At 68.5% G+C, this 19,132-nt stretch carries 19 protein-coding genes and 3 pseudogenes; 12 read left to right on the top strand and 10 right to left on the bottom strand.

Annotated features, from left to right (window positions below; all coding sequences use genetic code 11):
• The coding region (locus BN4346_RS10840; protein ID WP_407695037.1) for a DEAD/DEAH box helicase at nucleotides 1-967 on the top strand (967 nt) is incomplete at its 5' end.
• A 101-nt stretch (nucleotides 968-1,068) separates the two neighbouring features.
• On the opposite strand, the gene BN4346_RS10720 is transcribed toward BN4346_RS10840, so the two are convergent.
• Together BN4346_RS10720 and BN4346_RS10595 are read right to left on the bottom strand one after the other, a co-directional pair.
• Nucleotides 1,069-2,514, bottom strand: a complete 1,446-nt coding sequence (locus tag BN4346_RS10720) for a PH domain-containing protein (RefSeq protein WP_067966562.1) — start codon at nucleotides 2,512-2,514, stop codon at nucleotides 1,069-1,071.
• Between the two features lie 32 nt (nucleotides 2,515-2,546).
• Nucleotides 2,547-3,059, bottom strand: a complete 513-nt coding sequence (locus tag BN4346_RS10595; RefSeq protein ID WP_096867591.1) for a PH domain-containing protein — start codon at nucleotides 3,057-3,059, stop codon at nucleotides 2,547-2,549.
• 101 nt (nucleotides 3,060-3,160) lie between these two features.
• On the opposite strand from BN4346_RS10595, the gene BN4346_RS10555 reads away from it, so the two are divergent.
• The 4 genes and pseudogenes from BN4346_RS10555 (at nucleotide 3,161) to pssA (ending at nucleotide 6,950) form a co-directional block, all read left to right on the top strand.
• Nucleotides 3,161-4,084 (top strand): SDR family NAD(P)-dependent oxidoreductase, encoded by a 924-nt coding sequence (locus BN4346_RS10555; RefSeq protein ID WP_067966534.1) that lies wholly within the window; start codon nucleotides 3,161-3,163, stop codon nucleotides 4,082-4,084.
• A gap of 14 nt (nucleotides 4,085-4,098) precedes the next feature.
• Nucleotides 4,099-5,321 (top strand): annotated as a pseudogene (gene moeA, locus BN4346_RS10520) (molybdopterin molybdotransferase MoeA).
• A 25-nt stretch (nucleotides 5,322-5,346) separates the two neighbouring features.
• On the top strand, nucleotides 5,347-6,054 hold the full coding sequence (locus BN4346_RS10515; RefSeq protein WP_067966531.1) for a phosphatidylserine decarboxylase: 708 nt from the start codon (nucleotides 5,347-5,349) through the stop codon (nucleotides 6,052-6,054).
• Nucleotides 6,051-6,950: a CDP-diacylglycerol--serine O-phosphatidyltransferase gene (gene pssA / locus BN4346_RS10270; protein ID WP_067966528.1), complete on the top strand. Its 900-nt coding sequence runs from the start codon at nucleotides 6,051-6,053 to the stop codon at nucleotides 6,948-6,950. Before BN4346_RS10515 ends, pssA begins: the two co-directional genes overlap by 4 nt.
• Nucleotides 6,951-6,958: 8 nt before the next feature.
• Here the strand turns inward: pssA and BN4346_RS10265 are convergent.
• Nucleotides 6,959-7,469, bottom strand: a pseudogene (locus tag BN4346_RS10265) (chorismate mutase).
• A 74-nt stretch (nucleotides 7,470-7,543) separates the two neighbouring features.
• Between BN4346_RS10265 and BN4346_RS10205 the strand changes: the two are divergent.
• Nucleotides 7,544-9,736, top strand: a complete 2,193-nt coding sequence (locus tag BN4346_RS10205; RefSeq protein WP_067966524.1) for an AAA family ATPase — start codon at nucleotides 7,544-7,546, stop codon at nucleotides 9,734-9,736.
• Nucleotides 9,737-9,753: 17 nt separating this feature from the next.
• On the opposite strand, the gene BN4346_RS10035 is transcribed toward BN4346_RS10205, so the two are convergent.
• The gene (locus BN4346_RS10035; RefSeq protein ID WP_067966553.1) at nucleotides 9,754-10,197 is read right to left on the bottom strand and encodes an SRPBCC family protein; all 444 of its coding nucleotides are present in this window, start codon (nucleotides 10,195-10,197) and stop codon (nucleotides 9,754-9,756) included.
• Nucleotides 10,198-10,554 (bottom strand): annotated as a pseudogene (locus tag BN4346_RS49625) (bleomycin resistance protein); the annotation flags it as partial.
• Between the two features lie 34 nt (nucleotides 10,555-10,588).
• Here BN4346_RS49625 and BN4346_RS09510 point away from each other — a divergent pair.
• From BN4346_RS09510 to BN4346_RS09105, 3 genes are all read left to right on the top strand, one after another.
• A complete protein-coding gene (locus BN4346_RS09510) occupies nucleotides 10,589-11,347 on the top strand; it encodes a helix-turn-helix domain-containing protein (RefSeq protein ID WP_067966521.1) in 759 nt (252 codons plus the stop codon).
• A 9-nt stretch (nucleotides 11,348-11,356) separates the two neighbouring features.
• Complete coding sequence (locus tag BN4346_RS09245) at nucleotides 11,357-11,788, top strand: ester cyclase (RefSeq protein WP_096867428.1); 432 nt, start codon at nucleotides 11,357-11,359, stop codon at nucleotides 11,786-11,788.
• A gap of 108 nt (nucleotides 11,789-11,896) precedes the next feature.
• Nucleotides 11,897-13,123, top strand: a complete 1,227-nt coding sequence (locus BN4346_RS09105) for an MFS transporter (protein WP_067966518.1) — start codon at nucleotides 11,897-11,899, stop codon at nucleotides 13,121-13,123.
• Nucleotide 13,124: 1 nt separating this feature from the next.
• On the opposite strand, the gene BN4346_RS09100 is transcribed toward BN4346_RS09105, so the two are convergent.
• The 5 genes from BN4346_RS09100 to BN4346_RS07630 all read right to left on the bottom strand — a co-directional run bounded on the left by BN4346_RS09100 (nucleotide 13,125) and on the right by BN4346_RS07630 (nucleotide 16,468).
• Nucleotides 13,125-13,763 (bottom strand): LON peptidase substrate-binding domain-containing protein, encoded by a 639-nt coding sequence (locus tag BN4346_RS09100; protein ID WP_067966514.1) that lies wholly within the window; start codon nucleotides 13,761-13,763, stop codon nucleotides 13,125-13,127.
• On the bottom strand, nucleotides 13,763-14,950 hold the full coding sequence (locus BN4346_RS09065; protein ID WP_078058388.1) for a glutamate--cysteine ligase: 1,188 nt from the start codon (nucleotides 14,948-14,950) through the stop codon (nucleotides 13,763-13,765). The genes BN4346_RS09100 and BN4346_RS09065 overlap by 1 nt, the downstream gene beginning before the upstream one ends.
• A complete protein-coding gene (gene sodC / locus BN4346_RS08165) occupies nucleotides 14,907-15,614 on the bottom strand; it encodes a superoxide dismutase[Cu-Zn] (RefSeq protein ID WP_067966507.1) in 708 nt (235 codons plus the stop codon). Before sodC ends, BN4346_RS09065 begins: the two co-directional genes overlap by 44 nt.
• A 9-nt stretch (nucleotides 15,615-15,623) precedes the next feature.
• Nucleotides 15,624-16,094, bottom strand: a complete 471-nt coding sequence (locus BN4346_RS07730) for a LytR C-terminal domain-containing protein (protein WP_067966502.1) — start codon at nucleotides 16,092-16,094, stop codon at nucleotides 15,624-15,626.
• 65 nt (nucleotides 16,095-16,159) lie between these two features.
• On the bottom strand, nucleotides 16,160-16,468 hold the full coding sequence (locus BN4346_RS07630; RefSeq protein WP_024440118.1) for a DUF3263 domain-containing protein: 309 nt from the start codon (nucleotides 16,466-16,468) through the stop codon (nucleotides 16,160-16,162).
• A gap of 342 nt (nucleotides 16,469-16,810) precedes the next feature.
• Here BN4346_RS07630 and BN4346_RS07465 point away from each other — a divergent pair, with 342 nt between their 5' ends.
• Genes BN4346_RS07465 through BN4346_RS07140 form a run of 3 tightly spaced genes read left to right on the top strand, consistent with a single transcriptional unit; the run spans nucleotide 16,811 to nucleotide 19,129 of the window.
• Nucleotides 16,811-17,404, top strand: coding sequence for a peptide deformylase (locus tag BN4346_RS07465; protein WP_067966499.1), 594 nt, complete (start codon nucleotides 16,811-16,813; stop codon nucleotides 17,402-17,404).
• Nucleotides 17,405-17,413: 9 nt separating this feature from the next.
• On the top strand, nucleotides 17,414-18,307 hold the full coding sequence (locus tag BN4346_RS07170) for an N-acetylglutamate synthase, CG3035 family (protein ID WP_067966495.1): 894 nt from the start codon (nucleotides 17,414-17,416) through the stop codon (nucleotides 18,305-18,307).
• A 9-nt stretch (nucleotides 18,308-18,316) separates the two neighbouring features.
• The gene (locus BN4346_RS07140) at nucleotides 18,317-19,129 is read left to right on the top strand and encodes an exodeoxyribonuclease III (RefSeq protein ID WP_067966492.1); all 813 of its coding nucleotides are present in this window, start codon (nucleotides 18,317-18,319) and stop codon (nucleotides 19,127-19,129) included.
• Nucleotides 19,130-19,132 lie beyond the last annotated feature (3 nt).

Genomic DNA, 19,132 nt, shown 5'->3' with positions numbered 1-19,132 from the left:
GGACCCGGCCGGCGAGTGGATGCCGGCGGTGATCCCCGCCGCGCACACCCGCCTGCGCCAGTTGCGCGACGGCGGCATGGCCGATGCCGGCGGCATGATCATCGCCACCGATCAGAAGGCGGCCCGCGCCTATGCCGTGCTGTTGAAGCGGCACACCGGCGAGGAACCCACCGTGGTGCTCTCCGATGACCCGAGCGCATCGGACAAGATCGCCCAGTTCTCCGCGGCCACCACCCCCTGGCTGGTGGCGGTGCGAATGGTCTCCGAGGGTGTCGACGTGCCCCGGCTGGCGGTCGGGGTCTACGCCACCAGTGCCTCCACCCCGTTGTTCTTCGCGCAGGCAATCGGCCGGTTCGTGCGGTCACGGCGGCCCGGCGAGACCGCCAGCATCTTCTTGCCGTCGGTGCCGTCATTGCTGGGCCTGGCCAGTGAGCTGGAGCAGCAGCGCAACCACGTCCTCGGCAAGCCGCATCGGGAATCCGAGCGCGACGAGTTCGCCGAGGCCGAGCGCCGGCGTGACGAGCCGTCGGAGATGGAGAACAAGTTCGAGTCGTTGGGGGCCGACGCCGAGCTGGACCAGGTGATCTTCGACGGCGCCTCGTTCGGCACCGCGACCCCGGCCGGCAGTGAGGAGGAGGCCGACTACCTGGGCATTCCCGGGCTACTGGACGCCGATCAGATGCGAGACCTATTGCGACGCAGGCAGGAAGAGCAGTTGGACCGGCGGTCCAAGGCAGTCAACGACGGCGGGGTTGCGGTGCCGGTGACCACGCACGGGCAGCTGCGCGAGCTGCGCCACGAACTCAACGCGCTGGTGTCGGCGGCCCATCATCGGCTCGGCAAACCGCACGGCTGGATTCACAACGAGTTGCGCCGGCGTTGCGGCGGCCCCCCGGTGGCGGCGGCGACCTCGGATCAGCTGCGGGCGCGGATCGTGGCCATTCGGCAGTTCAATCGCGAGTCGTAACGCTCGGCTGGCTCTTCCCCGCCCGCCGAGTGTGCGGTTTCGTTGCCAATTCGCCCTTTTGCCAACCATTCCGCACAGTCGCCGAAACGCGGGGCAGGGACTCAGCGCGCCCACTTGCTGCTCGCCACCCAGGGCGATGCCTGCGCGGCCACCGACCACGCCCACTCGGCCGGCACGTCGATCACCCGGTAGGCCTTGACGCCGGCGGCGGTGGCCGCGATCAGGGTGGCCACCCCGGCGCGGCGCTGAAACCAGCTCTGGCGCACCGTCCAACCGACGATGCCGGCGGTGGCGATGCAGTAGCGGCGCTGTTCCCAGCTGCCGGTGCGCGCCGACAGCCAGTGCGCGTCGACGCGATGCCCCAAGGCACGCACCCGGTCGACGGCCAGCAGCGCAGCCCCCAATGTCATTGCTGCCCAGGCCGGCCAGCACCACTGCGGTAGCTCAACGACCGTCGTCGCGATCGCCAGCCCGGCCCCGAGAGCCACCGGCACCAGCAGCGCCCGCGTCCAGCGCCGGCGGGTCGCCGCGGGGCCGTGCTTGCGCAGCGGGCCGGTGACCACCGCTGGGTCAGCGACCAACCCGGTCAAGACGTCCTCGGCGGTGGCCCGCGGGCAGGGCGGCAGCAGGATCGACGACTCGCCTTCCCCGTTGACCCCGGTCATCGCCGCGTCCAGCCGCGCCCCGCCGAACAACCGCACCAGCAGCGGCCGGCGCAGCGTTCCGCCGCGCAACCGGCGCATGTCGTAGTTGTGCTCGCGCACCCGCAGCAGCCCGTAGCTCAATGCCAGCACGTCGCCGCCCGCCCCGGAACTGCGGGACAGCACCAGGTTTCCGTAGGTCACCAGCGAGCGCAGCACCGCCAACAGCATCGAGACCACCACCAGCAGGGCGGCGACCAACGTCAGGCTCTGCTGGACACCGAACTGTTCGGCGGCCTCCAGCCAGGACCGGCTCACCGGCGAATCCTCCAGCGCCGCCCAGACTCCGCTCTGGTACAGCGCGCCCACCGCGGCCCCGACCATCACCAGCCCGGACAGGCTCAGCGGGCTGTAGCGCAGCCACGACGGCCGCCACCGCGCCAGCACCGTCGCCGGGGCAGGCGCCGATCCGGTCGCAGCGTGGGCGGTTTGCCCGGTGTGGGCCAGCAACGTCTCACGCAGTGCAGGGACCTCGCTGCTCTCGACCGCGTTCAGTTCGAAGGCGGCATCCGCGGCGGCGTGCTGGCCAGTGCTGACCCGCAACACCGTCAGGCCCAACAGCCGGTGCAACAGCCGCGCGTCGGTCTCCACCGAACGAATCCGGTTGCGGGGCACCGAGAGCACCTTGCGGCGCAAGAGCCCGGAGCGCAGCTGCACCCGGCCGGCCTCGGGGTCGGGTTCAATGCGGTAGGTGGTGGTGAACCAGCGCGTCACACCCACCACGGCGATCACCGACACCACCGCGGCCACCCAGGGCCGGTTGTCGGTCGCTGAGCCGAACACCACCACCGCGACCAGCAGGGGCAGTTCACGCAGCACTTCGTGCAGGGGATGCACCAGCAGCATCCGGGGGCTCAGGCGCTGCCAGCCGGGCTCGCTCACGTGGCGTCCTCGGCACCCAGCGCCGCAATGTCGGTCAGTTGCGCGACGATGCGGTCGGCGACGGCGGCATCCAGCGCCACGATGTGCACCGCGCCCGCCGACGACGCGGTGGTCACCCGCACATTGGCCAGCCCCAGCAGCCGATCCAGCGGGCCCCGGTAGGTGTCGACGGTCTGCACCCGCGAGATCGGCGCGATCCGGCGCTCCTGCACCAACCAGCCGGTGCGGGTGTAGACCGCCTGGTCGCTGACATCCCAGCGGTGCACCCGGTAGCGCCACAGCGGGGCGACCACCGCCGACACCAGCAGCCCCAGTGCGGTAACCGCCAGAGCGGCGACGTGCAGCCAGGCAAACCGCTCATCGGCTATCACCCAACCCAGTTGCAGCAGGGCCAGAAACAGCCAGGGCACCGCACCGACGAGCGCCCAGACCAAGGGCGCGCGCGAGCTGGGCGGATTGGTGGGATCGATCAGGCTGATCGCCGGGGACCCGTCTGCGTGCTGCGCCATGTAGGAGAGGATGTCAGGACGCAGGCCGCGCCGCACCGTCGACCGCGCAACGGCGAAAAACCAACCGGCGCACGATGCGTCACCTGAGTATCGTTTGTCACATGAGCAGCCGCGACAAATGGTCCGCGGACGACGTGCCGGACCAAACCGGTCGCGTCGCGGTAATCACCGGCGCCAACACGGGAATCGGCTATCACACCGCGGAGATACTCGCCGGGCACGGTGCACTGGTGGTGCTGGCGGTACGTGACCGCGAGAAGGGCAACGCGGCGGCGAAACGGATCAACAGCGTCAGCCCGCAGGCACGCGTCGAGGTCCAGGAACTCGATCTGAGCTCGCTGGCATCGGTCCGCGAAGCCGCCGAGGCCGTGGGCACCGCCCACCCCCGCATCGATCTGCTGATCAACAATGCCGGCGTGATGTACACGCCCAAACAGCACACCGTCGACGGCTTCGAGCTGCAGTTCGCCGTCAACCATCTCGGGCATTTCGCGCTGACCGGCCTGTTGCTGCCGCGGATGATGCGGGTGAAGCGGTCCCGCGTGGTGACCGTCAGCAGCATGGCGCACCGGATCATGGCCGCGATCCACTTCGACGACCTGCAGTGGGAGCACGGCTACAACCGGATCGCCGCCTACGGCCAGTCCAAACTGGCGAACCTGATGTTCACCTACGAACTGCAGCGCCGGCTGGCCGCCAAACGCCGCTCGACCGTCGCCGTCGCCGCACACCCCGGCACCGCCAACACCGAACTGACCCGGCACCTGCCACCCTTGCTGCGTCCCGCCGATCGCCTGCTGATGCCCCTGGTCGTGCAGAGCGCCGCGATGGGCGCGTTGCCCACGTTGCGTGCCGCCACCGACCCCGAGGTGACCGGCGGGCAGTACTACGGTCCCAGCGGTATCGGTGAGCAACGCGGATATCCGAAGCTGGTGGACGCCAGCAAGCACGCGCACGACGTCGAGTTGCAGCAGCGGTTATGGGCGGTCTCGCAGGAGCTGACAGGAATCACCTTCCCGGTCTGAGTCAGACTGTCGAGATGCGATCCGTCGAAGAGCACCAGCGGGCCGTCGGTGACCTGATCCAGGCCCGTCCACCGGTCACGGTCGCACTGGCCGATGCCGAGGGACTGGTACTGGCCGCGGACGTGATCGCATCGATTTCGCTGCCGGTATTCGACAACTCCGCGATGGACGGCTACGCGGTGCTTGCCGACGACATCGTCAACGCGACACCCGAGACGCCGGTGAGATTGCCCGTCACCGAAGACATTCCGGCCGGACGCACCGATATCCCCACGCTGACACCGGGAACCGCACACCGCATCATGACCGGCGCGCCGATCCCCACCGGTGCGGACGCCGTGATTCCCGTCGAGGACACCGACGGGACGCGGTCCAGATAAGCGCCGCGACCGCCGGGGGCCGCCACATCCGCCGGGCCGGCGGCGACGTCGCCGCGGGCGCCACCGTGCTCTGGGCGGGACAAATCGTCAGCGCGCCGGCCGCCGGCCTGGCCTCGGCGCTGGGTCTGGCCGAGCTGACGGTGCGGCCGCGGCAACGAGTTCTGGTGATCTCCACCGGCTCCGAATTGATCAAACCTGGCACGCCGCTGGCGCCCGGCCAGATCTATGAATCCAACGGGGTGATGCTGGCGGCCGCGGTACGTGACGCCGGCGCCGAGGTGGTGGCCGCCGTGACGGTCCCCGACGACACCGCCGCGTTCACCGAAGTCCTCGACCGCTACGGCGTACGTGACGGGGCGGTGGACCTGGTGATCACCAGCGGCGGGGTCAGCGCGGGCGCCTACGAGGTGGTCAAGGATGTCTTCGGCCGCGACGGCGACCAGGGCGTGCACTTCGTCAAGGTGGCGATGCAGCCCGGGATGCCGCAGGGCATCGGCCGGGTTGGCTCGCCTGGGTCCGGAGCGACCATCATCACGCTGCCGGGTAACCCGGTGAGCGCCCAGGTGTCCTTCGAAGTGTTCGTCCGACCTGCCCTGCGTCGTGCGATGGACCTGCCCAAGCCAAATCGACCGCGCCGCACCGCGACTCTGAGCGAGAAGCTGGTCTCACCGGCCGGCAAGCGGCAGTTCCGGCGCGGGCTGCTCGACTACGAAACCGGGACCGTCACCAACTACGGGCCGCCGGCCTCGCACCATCTGCGCTACCTGGCGTCGGCGAACTGCCTGCTGGACATCGCCGACGAAGTGACCGAGTTGCCGGTGGGCACCCAGGTGGAAGTCTGGGACCTGACCGCATGAAACCGCCAGCTTCTAAGATGGCCCAATGGCCAGACGCCCCCGCGCAGCAGATGATCCCGGCGGTCTTCGGCACCTGATCGAGCTGGTGCGCTCGACGGTGCCGCCGATGCACAGCGCCGGGCTGCCATTCGTCGGCAGTGCGCTGGGCGTGGCGCTGCTGGGCCGCAAGCAGCGGTGGCTGCGCGGCGCCGGGCTGCTGGCCGCGGGCGCCTGCGCCGGGTTCTTCCGGCATCCGCACCGGGTGCCCCCGACTCGTCCCGGCGTAGTGGTGGCCCCCGCCGATGGCATGGTCTGCCTGGTCGACTCCGCGCCCCCGCCCCCGGAGCTGGACCTGCCCGGCACCCCGCTACCGCGGGTCAGCATCTTCATGTCGGTCTTCGACGCTCACGTGCAACGGGCTCCGGTCGGCGGTGAGGTGATCGAGGTGCTGCACCGAGCTGGCCGGTTCGGCTCCGCGGACCGCACCGAGGCCAGCGAGGACAACGAACGCAACAGCGTACGGATCCGCACCGCCGACGGCGCCGAGGTGATCGCCGTACAGGTCGCCGGGCTGGTGGCGCGGCGCATCCTCTGCGACACCCGGCCCGGTGATCATCTGGCGATCGGTGATACCTACGGGTTGATCCGATTCGGTTCGCGCCTGGACGTCTACCTGCCGGTCGGGACGCAGCCGTTGGTCGGCGTCGGCCAGCGCATGGTCGCCGGCGAGACCGTCCTGGCCGATCTGTCATGACCACGCCCGCCCAGCAGGCCCGCAACCGGGGGCCGGTGGGTCTGCACATCCTGCCCAGCTCCATGACGGTGCTGGCGATTTGCGCCGGCCTGACCTCGATCAAGTACGCCCTCGATGGGCAGCCGCACCTCGCGATGGCGCTGATCGCCGCCGCCGCCATCCTCGACGGCCTGGACGGCCGGGTGGCGCGCATCCTGGACGCCGAGTCCAGGATGGGCGCCGAGATCGATTCCCTGGCCGACGCCGTCGACTTCGGGGTGGCTCCCGCGGTGGTGATCTACGTGACGCTGCTGTCGACGCAACCGGCGGGCTGGATCGTGGTGCTGCTGTACGCGGTCTGCGTGGTGTTGCGGCTGGCCCGGTTCAACACCCTGCTCGACGACGCCACCCTGCCGGCCTACACCCGGGAGTTCTTCGTCGGCATGCCCGCCCCGGCCGGTGCGATCACGCTGATGGGCCTGTTGGCCGCCAAGCTGGAGTTCGGCGACGGATGGTGGACATCGCAATGGTTCACCTGCATCTGGGTGGTGGGCACCTCGATGCTGTTGGTCAGCCGGATCCCGATGCGCAAGATGCACGCCGTATCGGTACCGCCGCACCTGGCCGCGGTGCTGCTGGCGGTGCTGGCGCTGGTGGCCGCGGCGGCCTTCTTGTTCCCCTACGTGCTGGTGCTGGTGCTGATCGGGGCGTACCTGTGCACCATTCCGTTCTCGGTCCGCAGTCAGCGTTGGGTTGCCGCACACCCGGAGGCGTGGGAAGACGCCCCCAGGGAGCGCCGGGCCGCGCGGCGGGCGATCCGCCGCGCGCAGCCGGGCCGTCGCCCGGGCGTACGGCGCATCCGTCGTCCCAGTGGGCAATCGATGGCTCGGTTGCGGCTGCGCAAGCCGGGTCGGTAGCGGCGCGGTTACCGGGCGCAGTAGTCCTGCGTCGCCGACAGCAGCGCCCGCCGGTAGAACTCGTCGAGCTGCCGTGCGTCGCTGACGGTTCGGGTTGCCTCGCCGAGTTGTCCGGCGCAATCCGGTGAGTGCAGCAGCTCCCATCGCTGGCCGATCTGGGCCAGCATGGCCTGGTTGAAGCCGTCGATGCGCACCCGCGAGGCCGCCAGTTCGGGCGCGGTGGGCGGGGCGGCCGCCGGGTCCAGCTTCCACTGGGCGAACCGGTAGTGCTCGGCGGCTTCGGTCGCGGCGATCTGATCGGCGAAGATGCTTTTCCAGCTGCTGTCCGACCCGGGCCGGATCCTCGATGGCACCGCCGGTCTGCCATTTGATCGCCGCTACGTCGTCGGCGACCTGGAGCCGCTGGGCGGCGGCGTCCACCAGGTCGGACAGCGGGGATTTCTCGTCGGCCCTGGCCGGAGCCGGAAAGGTCAGCAGGGCGACCGCACAGATCGCCGAAATCAGGACGCCGGAACGCATGGTTCTATCAAACCTTCCCGGGTGATCCGCCTGTTACCGGGGAGGCCACTCGCCCGTATGCCGATAATGGCCGGGTGGGTTCCACCGAAGAGCGCGAAGAAGAACGCCGGGTCGACACTTCCCGACACCTGACGTTGATCGCCCGGCTCAACACCTCCGCGGTCGACGCCCGCCGCGGCGTGGTACGGCTGCACCCCGAAGCCGTTGCTGCCCTAGGTATCCGGGAGTGGGATGCGGTCTCGCTGACCGGTTCGCGCACGACGTCGGCGGTGGCGGGGCTGACCGGACCCGATGCCCCGGCCGGTGTGGCGCTGCTCGACGACGTCACGCTGTCCAACGCCGGCTTGCGTGACGGCACGCAGGTAGTGGTGGCCGCGGTGACCGTCTACGGCGCCCGGTCGGTGACCTTGAGCGGGTCAACTCTTGCCTCGCAAAGTTTGTCGCCGACCACGCTGCGTCAGGCGTTGCTGGGCAAGGTGATGACGGTCGGCGACGCGGTCTCCCTGCTGCCGCGCGACCTCGGGCCCGGCACGTCCACGTCGGCGGCCACCACCGCCCTGGCGTCCGCGGTCGGGATCAGCTGGACCTCAGAGTTGTTGACGGTCACCGGTGTGGACCCGGCCGGGCCGGTCAGCGTGCAGCCTAATTCGCTGGTCACCTTTGGCAGCGCCCCGACCGCCGCGGTGGTGACCGTCGCCAAGCCGGTCGCCCCCGCCCGGATCGCCATCGATGAGCTCAAGGGGTGCGAGGCGCAGGCGGCCAAGCTCGCCGAATGGCTCAAGCTCGCACTCGACGAACCGCAGCTGTTGAAAACCCTGCGTGCGGGAACGAATCTCGGTGTACTGGTGTCGGGTCCGGCCGGGGTAGGCAAGACGACCCTGGTCCGGGCGGTGTGCGAGGGTCGACGGCTGATCGAGCTGGACGGACCCGAAATCGGGGCGCTGGCCGCCGACGAACGGCTGGCCGCGGTACGTTCCGCGGCAAAGCAGAGCTGCGACGACGGCGGGGTGCTGCTGATCGCCGACGTCGACACGCTGTTACCCGAACCGTCGGAGCCGGTGGCAACACTGATCCTGGCCGAACTGCGCAACCTGGTGGCCACCGAAGGGGTGGCATTCATCGCGACATCGGCGCTTCCGGACCATGTCGATCCCCGACTGCGGGCGCCGGAACTGTGCGATCGCGAGATCCGGCTGAGCCTGCCCGACGGCGCGACCCGAGCAGCATTACTGGCCACCCTGCTCATCTCGGTTCCCACCGCCGACCTGACGTTGAGTGAGATCGCCGAACGCACACCGGGTTTCGTCGCCGCGGACCTTGCCGCTCTGGTTCGAGAGGCGGCCCTGCGGGCGGCGTCGCGGGCCAGCGAGAACGATGAGGAGCCCAAGCTCACCCAGGAGGACCTGGTCGGCGCGCTCAGCGTGATCCGGCCACTGTCGCGTTCGGCGGCCGCCGAGGTGTCCGTCGGTTCGGTCAGCCTCGACGACGTCGGCGACATGGCCGCCACCAAGCAGGCACTGACCGAAGCGGTGCTGTGGCCGCTGCAGCACCCGGACACCTTCACCCGCCTGGGCGTGGACCCGCCGCACGGCGTGCTGCTCTACGGCCCGCCCGGCTGCGGCAAGACGTTCGTGGTGCGTGCCCTGGCCGGTTCCGGTCGAGTCAGCGTGCACGCGGTCAAGGGCGCGGAGTTGATGGATAAGTGGGTGGGCAGCAGTGAGCGGGCGGTGCGGGATCTGTTCCAGCGCGCCCGCGATTCGGCACCGTCGCTGGTATTCCTCGACGAAATCGACGCCCTGGCACCGCGGCGCGGCCAAAGCTTCGATTCCGGGGTCACGGACCGGGTGGTGGCCGCGCTGCTCACTGAACTCGACGGCGTCGACCCACTGCGCGACGTGGTGGTGGTCGGTGCCACCAACCGCCCCGAGCTGGTCGACCCGGCCCTGACCCGACCGGGCCGGCTGGAGAAGCTGGTGTTCGTCGAGCCTCCGGATGCCGATGCCCGCCGGCAGATCCTGCGGGTGGCCGGGAAATCCGTTCCGCTGCATGCCGATGTCGATCTCGACGAGCTGGCCGCGGACCTGGATGGCTACAGCGCCGCGGACTGCGTGGCACTGCTACGCGAGGCGGCTCTGACGGCGATGCGACGCAGTATCGACGCTGCCGACGTCACCGTGGCCGATATCGCCGCGGCTCGGGAAAACGTCCGTCCCTCGCTGGAGCCCGATCAGGTTGACGCGTTGCGCGCCTTCGCCGACAATCGCTGAGCCCGGAAACCCGGAGATCAGGAGACTTCGACCAGAGCGGCGAGCCGGGACAGTGAGGCCGCGAGTTGGTCCGCGGTAGTGGCCCGGGCACGAGCCAGACGTTTGGGGTCGGATAGCTCCGACCAGTCGTAGGTGTGGGTGACCCGGGTGCGCGCCGGCCCCAGCGGCTCGAGCTCCCACCGCCACAGGTGTCCCGGCGGCGCACACCCGGGTTCTGCCGGGCGCCAGGCGATACGGCGGCCTTCCTCGAACTCCACCACGTGGTTCTCCCGGACCGCACCCATGGTGAGTGTCATGGTGAAAACGTCCCCAACGCCGCGAACCCGCTGTCCGGGTTGGGCTTCGGCCAGGTTGGCGTTGCCGTCCCAGCGGGGTTGCCGGGCCGGGTCGGCGATGAACTCGAAGATCAGCTTCGCCGGCGCCGCGATGATCCTGCTGGCGCTGACGACTTTGGCCGGCAGCGGCGAGCCGACGCGGTGCAAGGTTCCTTCGGGGTCGACGTAGGCGAATTCCCTAAGCTGGTAGTCGGTGTCGACCGGCTCGACAAAACGCCCCGGCACGCCGGACGCCTTCCATTGCGCATAGAGCGCGTCGGCGTCGTCGACATAGAGATACACGCTTGCCGCCGTCCGCAGCGGATCGTGCTCGGCCCACTCGGACACGTGCATCGAGACCGGCCCACGGTCGACGAATCCGTAGCGAGCCGCGCCCTGGTAGGCGCGGGCGGTGAATCCGAGCCGGCGGTAGCGTTCCAGTGCAGCATCGAGGTTTCGCACCGGAATGATCGGCGCGACCGCGGTGAACGCGACATCAGACATATCGAAAGCGTACGTTGATGCCTGGTGACGGTTGATGTACCAAGAATTTCGCCCCGAACAGCGGCTCCTGCCGTTCGTCGAATGCGGCTGGGCGCTGTCCGCGCCGGCTGATCGGCCAACGCGGGTGCTGCCCGACGGCTGCGTGGACCTGTTCGTGACCGGGGGCGGTGACATTCTGGTGGCCGGGCCCGCCACCGGTCACTACGATTTGCCGTCCGGCACCGAGGGAGCGCTGGCCGGGCTGCGGTTGCGGACGGGCGCAGTCGCCAGCGTGCTGGGGCGTCCCGCCTGCGAGTTGCGGGATGCGCGCATTCCTTTCGGCTCCGAGTTCGGTGTCGACGGTCGGCGAACGATCGAGAGTCTTGTCAACACGACCTCTCCCCGGCAGCGCATACGACTACTGGAAGGCCTGTTGACCGCCTACTTCGCCATCATTGACCCGGTGCTGGACCTGCCGGTCGCCCAAGCGGTGCAGGTCCTGCGCAACCGACCAGATCTGCCCGTGACGACGCTGGCCGCCGAAGTCGGTTTCAGCGAGCGGCAGTTGCGCCGCCGTTTCGACGCCGCGGTCGGGTACGGCCCGAAACGCTTGAGCCGGGTGCTGCGTTTTCAGCGACTATTGGACCTGCTGCACGCGGCTGATGGCCGGGCCCGCTGGGCCGAGCTGGCGGTGACGGCCGGATATACCGACCAATCCCACCTGATCAACGAGTGCATGGCGCTGGCCGGAGTTGCGCCGACAGCGCTGCCCTTGTCCGTTTCCTCCAATACCACGGACCTGCACTCGCCGTAACCTTCGCTCATGACCGACCCGAAAACCCTTGCCCAACAGTCCTTTCAGATCATCGAAACCGGCGACGAAGACTTGGCTCAACGAATCATCGCACCCGATTTCATCAACCGGGAGGCCGACGACGACCCAGAAGATGTCGCACGCCAGCAACACGGCCCGGCGGGATTTCTCGCCACCAGCCAATGGTTGCGCGACGCGTTTTCGCAGCTACGGTTCGAGATACAGGAGAACCTCGCCGAGAACGGCACGGTGATCACCGTGGCAACCATGACCGGCCAGCACACCGGCGCGTTCAACGGGATCGCTCCCACCGGGACCGCGATCAACCACCGACAGGTTCACATTTTCACCATTGCCGACGGCCAGATCACCCAACACCGCGCCGTACGCGACGACCTGGGGTTACTGCTGCAGCTCGGCGTACGCCTTGGCGGTCGATGACTGGCGAGCATGTTCATTGAGCGACGGTTCGGCCGGTAGCGCCGAAAATAGGATGCATCGCCCCGCGATCCCGCGATAGCTTCGTCTGTCCGAAAGACGAAAGAGATCATGCTCACCGACACGACGCCTGAACGGCTGCTGGCCGCCCGCCGGTCGTTCATCCTCGCGACCACCGTCGCCATGGCCAGTGCCGGACTGTGGGTGCCGCTGATCTTCCTGTTCTTCACCCTCGGGCGCGGGCTGCCACTGACCGGGACCGGCGTCGCCGCCACCGTCGGCAATGCCGGCGCACTCATCCTGGGGGTGCTGGTGTCGGGGCGCACGGTTGACCGGTTCGGTCCGTTTCGGACCATGGCGCTGGCCGGTGTCGGGGCCTCCGGCGCCTTCCTGGGCTTCCTGTGCACCCACACCCTGGCCCAGGTCGCGATCTTCTCCTTCGCCGCAGCACTGAGCGCGAACCTGTTCTTCACCGCCGATCCCGAAGCTGTCCGGCGGCTGACCCACGACCAGGACGACCGCACCCAGTTGTTCGCGCTGCTCACCTCGGTTCGAGTCCTCGGGTTTGGTCTCGGCGCATTGGCCGCGACCGCGGGCCTGGCCATCGACCGGAGCGGCGGATGGTTCTGGACCACCTTGGTGGCGACCATCGCGGCAGGTGAACTCACCACCGGCCTGCTGTTCTGGCGCCTGCGCTGGATCGACCGCGCCGTCGCCGACGACGAGGCGCCGGACTGCGAGCCGCCACGCTATCGCGACGTGGTGCGCGAGGGCGCCTTCATGGCCTTCATCACCGGCGTGTTCGTCATCGCGCTGACCACCATCGGGATGGATACGGCACTGCCGCTGTTCATGCTGTCGGTGGGCCTACCCGCCTGGTCGACGACGGTGGCCTACCTGTTCATCTGCGTCATGGTCGCGATAGCGGCGCGCTGGGTTGCCCGAATCGGTTCACGGGTTCCACACCTTCGGATTCTGGCTTGGTCGACTGCGCTGTGCTCGATCAGTTTCCTGGTGATCGATCTTCTCGCCGGCATCCAAAACGCGGTGCCGGCAGTTCTTTTCGCCGTTTTAGCCGTCGGGCTGATGCTGTTCAGCGTGTCCGACGCGGCCGGAAATGCGCTCAGCGCCAACATCATGCTGACGTTCGCGCCCGATGAATCGTCTGGGCGACACGCCTCGCTGCTGCAGACGGCATGGGCCGCCGCGACCGCCGTGGCGCCCGGCTTGTACGCCGCCCTGTTCTCCGCGGGACGCATCCTGCCCTGGCTGGCCAGTTCGGCGCTGCTGGCCGCAGCGGCGGCGGTATTCGGCGCGGTGTACATCAGAACCCGTTGACTCAACGCGGGATGTCGAATTCGACTCGGGCCGAGACGGTCTCGATCGCCTCGTAGACCGCCGCCAAGCGGTCGGACAGCGACGGCGCCGCCAACACCGCGTAGCGGTCGGCCTCCCCCATCGGGACCCGGCAGGCCAGCGAGTACAGCCTCTGCACCGGGTCCAGCGAGCGAAGCCGGCGACCACCCAGCAGGCTGTTGCGTCCCGGCATCATCCACCGTCGCTGGGCTTGGGCCATCCGCTTGTGCAGCGCGACGATACGGTCTTCGAGCGCACCGAACTGCTTGTCGGTCACCGGTTCTGATGGCTCGTCGGGCCATACTTCGGTGATCGCGCGCGGGTAGGGATCATCGGCCAGCCATTCACGCACCCGAATCCGTTCCCCGGTCAGGCAACGCAACGCGTAGCGGCCCGCCCCGAGTTCGGTGCACTGGCTGATGCTGGCCATCGCGCCGACGTCGTTGCGCTGCTCACCGCCGCCCACCTCCCGGCCACGAGCGATCAGCACCACCCCGAAGCGGGGATCGCCGCTGCGGATGAGGTCGCCTACCAAGACGGTGTAGCGCAACTCGAAGATCCGCAGCGACAGTTCCTCGCCGGGTAGCAACACCCACTCCAGCGGGAACATCGGCAGTTCCATCACGAGATATCGAGCTCGCCCACCAGTGCATCGACCACGGCACGCAGGTCGCCGTCGTGTTCCTCGGCGACCCGGCGCTGACGCTGGTACGACGCGCCCGTTCGGTAAATGTCGGCGACCGCCGCCAACTCATCGGCGCAGTGCAGTCGCGCAGCGACCGGTTCCAGTCGGTTCAGCAGCTCGTCGAGGTCCTCGGTGACCAGCCGCTCATTGCTATCGGCATCGAGGATGATCTCGGCGTCCAGCCCGTAGCGGGCCGCGCGCCACTTGTTCTCCTGCACGTGCCAGGGCGGCATGGTCGGTAGGGATTCATCGGCTTCCAGCCGCCGGTCCAGATCAACGATCAGGCAGTGCGTCAACGCCACCAGGGCGCCCAGTTCGCGCAGGTTGGACACTCCGTCGCAGACCCGCACCTCGATGGTGCCCAGATGTGGTGAGGGTCGGATGTCCCAACGGATCTCGTTGGTGTGGTCGATGATTCCGGTCTTCTTCTGGTCGTAGACGAAACCCTCGAACTCTTCCCAGGTCTGGAATTGGAACGGCAGACCCGCCGTGGGCAACTGCTGGAACATCATCGCGCGGTTGCTGGCGTAACCCGTGTCGTGACCGTCCCACCAGGGCGAGGACGCCGACAACGCCAGCAGGTGCGGATAGTGCTGCAACAGTGACGAGATGATCGGCATCACTTTGTACGACGAGGAGATACCGACGTGGACGTGCACGCCCCAGATCAACATCTGCCGACCCCACCACTGGGTGCGTTTGATCAGCTCGGCGTAGCGCGGCGCGTCAGTCAGCTTCTGCGCCGACCACCGTGCGAAGGGGTGGGCGCCGGCGCCGAATAGCTCCATGCCCCGGGCGTGCACGATCGGCCGGGTTGCCGCCAGCGTCTGGCGCAAATCCTCAATGGCCTCGCCGGTGTTGTCGCAGATACCCGTGACGAGCTCGACGGTGTTGCGCAGCAATTCCTTGTGCACGCGCGGGTTTTCGCCAAGCTCGGACAGCACCGCGCTGGCTTCGTTGCTCAGATCACGCGTTTGGGCGTCGACGAGAGCCAGCTCCCATTCCACGCCGATGGTGGGGCGGGCGCTGCGAGCGAACTCGATGCGGGCTTCAGATCTCGAAGAAGCCCCGTTCGGCGGGCTATCCGGCGCCGATGACACCACACGCAATCCGCTTTCCGGCATCTCCGGTAGTCAGCGTGGTCTGGTCCGGGCCGGGTGTGCCGTTGACCTGGGTGTAGCGGTCCGCCGGGATGTTGGCGAAGTTGTCGTCGTCGGCGTGGATGATGATCGAGGTCCCGTCGCCGGCCAGCAGTTCAGCCTTGGTGAACGAGTCGGTGGTGGTCACCAACAGCCCACTGCCGTCGGAGCGCACCTGCAGGGAGGTCAGGTCACCGCTCTGCGGGTGCTCGCTGTGGCCGGGAGCCTGGAAGTGTCCGCCGGCCGACAGGAAGGCGCCGGGCGCGCCGCCGGTGGGGGCCACCGACTCGCCTTCGCACTTACCGATGGAGTGGATGTGCAGGCCGTGGAAACCTGGCGACAGCACCCCGCCGCTGGTGGTCCGCACGGTGACGGTGGCGAACTCCTTGCCGCCGGCCTTGCTGAACTCGAACGTCGCGGTGGCGACCTGGCCGCCATCGGCGGTCGTCAGGTGCGCGACCAGATTGTCCGAACCACCCGAGCCGCCCGACTCGGACTCGGTGGCCGACGGCGCCGCCGAGCCGGTCCAGATGGCCGGCGTGGTGCCGGGTGTGTCGGAAGGCAGCTGGTTGGGACTGCACGCCGCCAACAGCATGGCCGGGGTGGCGAAGAAGACGGCGGTAAGAGCTCTGCGGTGACCTGTGACCATGCGAGGAGCTTAACCCGCGACCACCACGATGACGCCCGGTGGTTGCTCGGCCACATCAGGGATGCGCGGCTCGACGGCGGCCCCCAGCACCTGGGCGACCGAATGGGCCGCGTCCTGCTCGCCCTCGGCGGCGCCGAAGTAGACGGTGGTCTGGGTGACCTCGGGCAGTTCGAGGTTCCCGATCTCGGTCACGTTCCAGCCTGCTTCGCGCAGCCGGTCGGCGGTGTGCCCGGCCAGCCCCGCCTGTTCGGAGATGTTGAAGACCCGCACGTCGGACTTGTGTGCGGGGCGTTCGGGTTTGGCCGGTGCCGAGGCCGTGGCGACGGGCTTCGCCGTCGTCGAGTGGTCGGCATCGTCGTCGGTGTTCGACGATCCCAGGGCTTGAAACCCGACCAGCAGGAAGATGGTGCCCAAGAACAGCAGCACCATCACCATGGCCCGGAGCGGGAGTCGAGAGGAGTCAGGAACGTGGTCGTTCATTGCGCCCACTGTATCGAGGAGCGGGCCATGACCTATAAACGCCCAGGAATCAAGGTGTCAGGCCATCAGGTGATGTCGAAACCGAGACGGCGCGCGGCACGCGCTTTCTGACGACTGGACCGCAGCCTGCGCAGCCGTTTGACCAGCATCGGGTCGGCAGCCAAGGCCTCTGGCCGGTCGACAAGGGCGTTGAGGACCTGGTAGTACCGGGTCGCCGACAGCGCAAAGCGCTCCTTGATGGCCTCTTCCTTGGCGCCGGCGTACTTCCACCAGTCCCGTTCGAAGGACAGGATGTCGTGTTCGCGACGGCTCAGACCGTCGGTGGGTTCCGAATCGTCCCCTGAGCGATTCGCCTGCGCCATGGCGCCGTCCATATCGTTTCCTGGACCCTTCCGGAAAGTTCTCTCGCTGCAAACGTTCGGTTGTTTTCGGCGGAGTGTTCTGAGCGAATATTCAATCACGGCAGGCTGTGTTGAACCGGGAGCCTGCCCCGCGCGTCGCCGTGGCCGCTGTACTTGAGACCCACCGGCCACCAACCCGGCGGTTCCAGCTTCGCCTCTCCTCCGTCGAACCTCGCTAAACCGCCCACCAACCCGGCGGTTCCAGCTTCGCCTCTCCTCCGTCGAACCTCGCTAAACCGCCCACCAACCCGGCGGCTCCAGCTTCGCCTCTCCTCCGTCGAACCTCGCTAAACCGCCCACCTAAGATTTGCGGTCATGGCCGTCCTACCCATCCGCATTGTGGGCGATCCCGTCCTGCACACTCCGACCAGCCCGGTGCCCGTCGCCGATGACGGCTCGTTGCCGGCTGACCTCGGTGAGCTCATCACGACGATGTACGAGACCATGGACGCCGCCAACGGCGTCGGCTTGGCCGCCAATCAAATCGGCGTGGGGTTGCGGGTCTTCGTCTACGACTGCGCCGACGACCGCCGCTCCACCACGCGGCGCCGCGGCGTGGTGGTCAACCCGGTGCTGGAGACCTCCGAACGGCCCGAAACCATGCCCGACCCCGATGACGACGACGAAGGTTGTCTGTCGGTCCCTGGCGAATCGTTTCCGACCGGCCGGGCGCAGTGGGCGCGGGTCACCGGATTGGACGCCGACGGCAACCCGGTCACACTGGAGGGCACCGGGTTGTTCGCCCGGATGCTGCAGCACGAGACCGGCCACCTCGACGGGTTGCTCTACCTGGACATGTTGGTGGGCCGGAACGCCCGCGCCGCGAAACGGACGGTGAAGTCCAACGGCTGGGGTGTGCCCGGCCTGTCCTGGATGCCGGGTGACGTGCCCGATCCGTTCGGCCACTGACGAGCCCGTATGTCGCCACCACCCGAACTCCCTGAGATCGGCGTTCGGGTGAGTCTGCGCTACCTGCGTGCCCCGGGGTCCGAGCCGCCGATGGGCGATGTGATCGGGCAGCTGGTGGCGATCGGTCCGCTGGTGCGGGTCCGCTCGGCCGACGGGGTGACCCACGAATGCCGGCATGCCGATGTGCTGTACGTGCGCCGGCTGACCGACCGGCCGGTGAAGAACTCCGCGATCCGCTCGGTGGAACATGCCGCGGCGCTGGCCTGGCCCGGCAGTGCGCATGAGTGGCTGGACGGCTGGTTGCTGCGGGCGGGTCCCGGCGCCGACCTCGCCGCCAATTCCGCTGTGCCCCTCGACATGTTTGCCCATGCGAACACCATCCCGGCGATCGTCGACTGGTACACGCAGCACGGTCTGTCACCGACGCTGGCAGTCCCGGAGCGACTCTTGCGGCTGCCGGAGGACATCCCGACCCGGCACCAGACCCGCACCCTGGTACGCGAGCTGACTGCCGAGTCAACGCTCAAGCATGTGACGTTGACCGACAGGCCCAATCTTGACTGGCCGGCGGACATGCCGGTGGACGTACTGACCGCGGTGGTCGGCGGTGAGGTGATCTTCGCCTCGATCCCCGGGGTGGCGGTCGGGCGTGCTGCGGTCACCGAGGGCCAGGACGGAACCCGCTGGCTGGGGCTGACGGCGGTGCGAGTGGCGACGGACTGGCGTCGGCAGGGCTACGGGCGGGTGATCTGCGCCGCGTTGCAGGCCTGGGGGGCCGATCGCGGCGCCACTCGCGGTTATGCGCAGGTGCCCAGCGCCGATACCCGGGCGTTCGAGTTCTTCGAAGCGATCGGGTTCGCGGGCCAGCACCGGACCCGCTACGTCGACGCTCGGCTTGTCTAGGGTGGCTGCGTGACTGCACTTCGACTGGCCACCTGGAACGTCAACTCCATCCGCACTCGGGTGGACCGGGTGACCGACTGGCTGGCCCGCGCCGACGTCGACGTGCTGGCCATGCAGGAGACCAAGTGCACCGACGCCCAGTTTCCGGCGCTGCCGTTTCATGAATTGGGCTACGAGGTCGCTCATGTCGGGTTCAACCAGTGGAACGGGGTGGCGATCGCGTCACGGGTCGGCCTGGACGACGTCGAGGTCGGGTTTCCCGGCCAACCGGCGTGGGCCAAGGCCGACGCCGATCCCGCCGTGGAAGCGCGCGCGCTTGGTGCCACCTGCGGCGGGGTGCGGGTCTGGAGCCTCTACGTGCCCAACGGACGCGCCCTGAACGACCCGCACTACACCTATAAGCTGGATTGGCTTGCGGCCCTGCGCGATACCGCCGAAGGCTGGTTGCGCGAGGATCCGTCGGCGCCGATCGCGCTGGTGGGTGACTGGAACATCGCTCCGCAGGACGACGACGTATGGAGCATGGAGTTCTTCGAGGGCGCGACGCACGTCTCGCAACCGGAGCGGTTGGCCTTCCAGGCAATGGCCGACGCGCAGTTCCTCGATGTGGTGCGGCCCTTCACGCCCGGCCCCGGCGTCTACACCTACTGGGACTACACCCAGCTGCGGTTCCCGAAGAAGCAGGGCATGCGCATCGATTTCATCCTGGGCTCCCCCGCGCTGGCGACTCGCGTCGCCCACGCCGAGATCGTCCGCGAGGAACGCAAAGGCAAGTCGCCGAGTGACCACGCCCCGGTGCTGGTTGAGATCCAGCGGGACTGACTA

The organism is Mycolicibacter icosiumassiliensis, assembly GCF_900078685.2.
GTDB lineage: Bacteria > Actinomycetota > Actinomycetes > Mycobacteriales > Mycobacteriaceae > Mycobacterium > Mycobacterium icosiumassiliensis.
Note: the sequence above shows the minus strand (reverse complement) of the source record. Positions and strands in the feature narration are given on the sequence as shown.

Bases quoted from the DNA above. Each gene is read 5' to 3' on its own strand.
- BN4346_RS10720 (WP_067966562.1), bottom strand. From the start codon at position 2,514: ATGCTGCTGGTGCATCCCCTGCACGAAGTGCTGCGTGAACTGCCCCTG.
- BN4346_RS10595 (WP_096867591.1), bottom strand. From the start codon at position 3,059: ATGGCGCAGCACGCAGACGGGTCCCCGGCGATCAGCCTGATCGATCCC.
- BN4346_RS10555 (WP_067966534.1), top strand. From the start codon at position 3,161: ATGAGCAGCCGCGACAAATGGTCCGCGGACGACGTGCCGGACCAAACC.
- BN4346_RS10515 (WP_067966531.1), top strand. From the start codon at position 5,347: ATGGCCAGACGCCCCCGCGCAGCAGATGATCCCGGCGGTCTTCGGCAC.
- pssA (WP_067966528.1), top strand. From the start codon at position 6,051: ATGACCACGCCCGCCCAGCAGGCCCGCAACCGGGGGCCGGTGGGTCTG.
- BN4346_RS09510 (WP_067966521.1), top strand. From the start codon at position 10,589: ATGTACCAAGAATTTCGCCCCGAACAGCGGCTCCTGCCGTTCGTCGAA.
- BN4346_RS09245 (WP_096867428.1), top strand. From the start codon at position 11,357: ATGACCGACCCGAAAACCCTTGCCCAACAGTCCTTTCAGATCATCGAA.
- BN4346_RS09105 (WP_067966518.1), top strand. From the start codon at position 11,897: ATGCTCACCGACACGACGCCTGAACGGCTGCTGGCCGCCCGCCGGTCG.
- BN4346_RS09100 (WP_067966514.1), bottom strand. From the start codon at position 13,763: ATGGAACTGCCGATGTTCCCGCTGGAGTGGGTGTTGCTACCCGGCGAG.
- BN4346_RS09065 (WP_078058388.1), bottom strand. From the start codon at position 14,950: ATGCCGGAAAGCGGATTGCGTGTGGTGTCATCGGCGCCGGATAGCCCG.
- sodC (WP_067966507.1), bottom strand. From the start codon at position 15,614: ATGGTCACAGGTCACCGCAGAGCTCTTACCGCCGTCTTCTTCGCCACC.
- BN4346_RS07730 (WP_067966502.1), bottom strand. From the start codon at position 16,094: ATGAACGACCACGTTCCTGACTCCTCTCGACTCCCGCTCCGGGCCATG.
- BN4346_RS07630 (WP_024440118.1), bottom strand. From the start codon at position 16,468: ATGGACGGCGCCATGGCGCAGGCGAATCGCTCAGGGGACGATTCGGAA.
- BN4346_RS07465 (WP_067966499.1), top strand. From the start codon at position 16,811: ATGGCCGTCCTACCCATCCGCATTGTGGGCGATCCCGTCCTGCACACT.
- BN4346_RS07170 (WP_067966495.1), top strand. From the start codon at position 17,414: ATGTCGCCACCACCCGAACTCCCTGAGATCGGCGTTCGGGTGAGTCTG.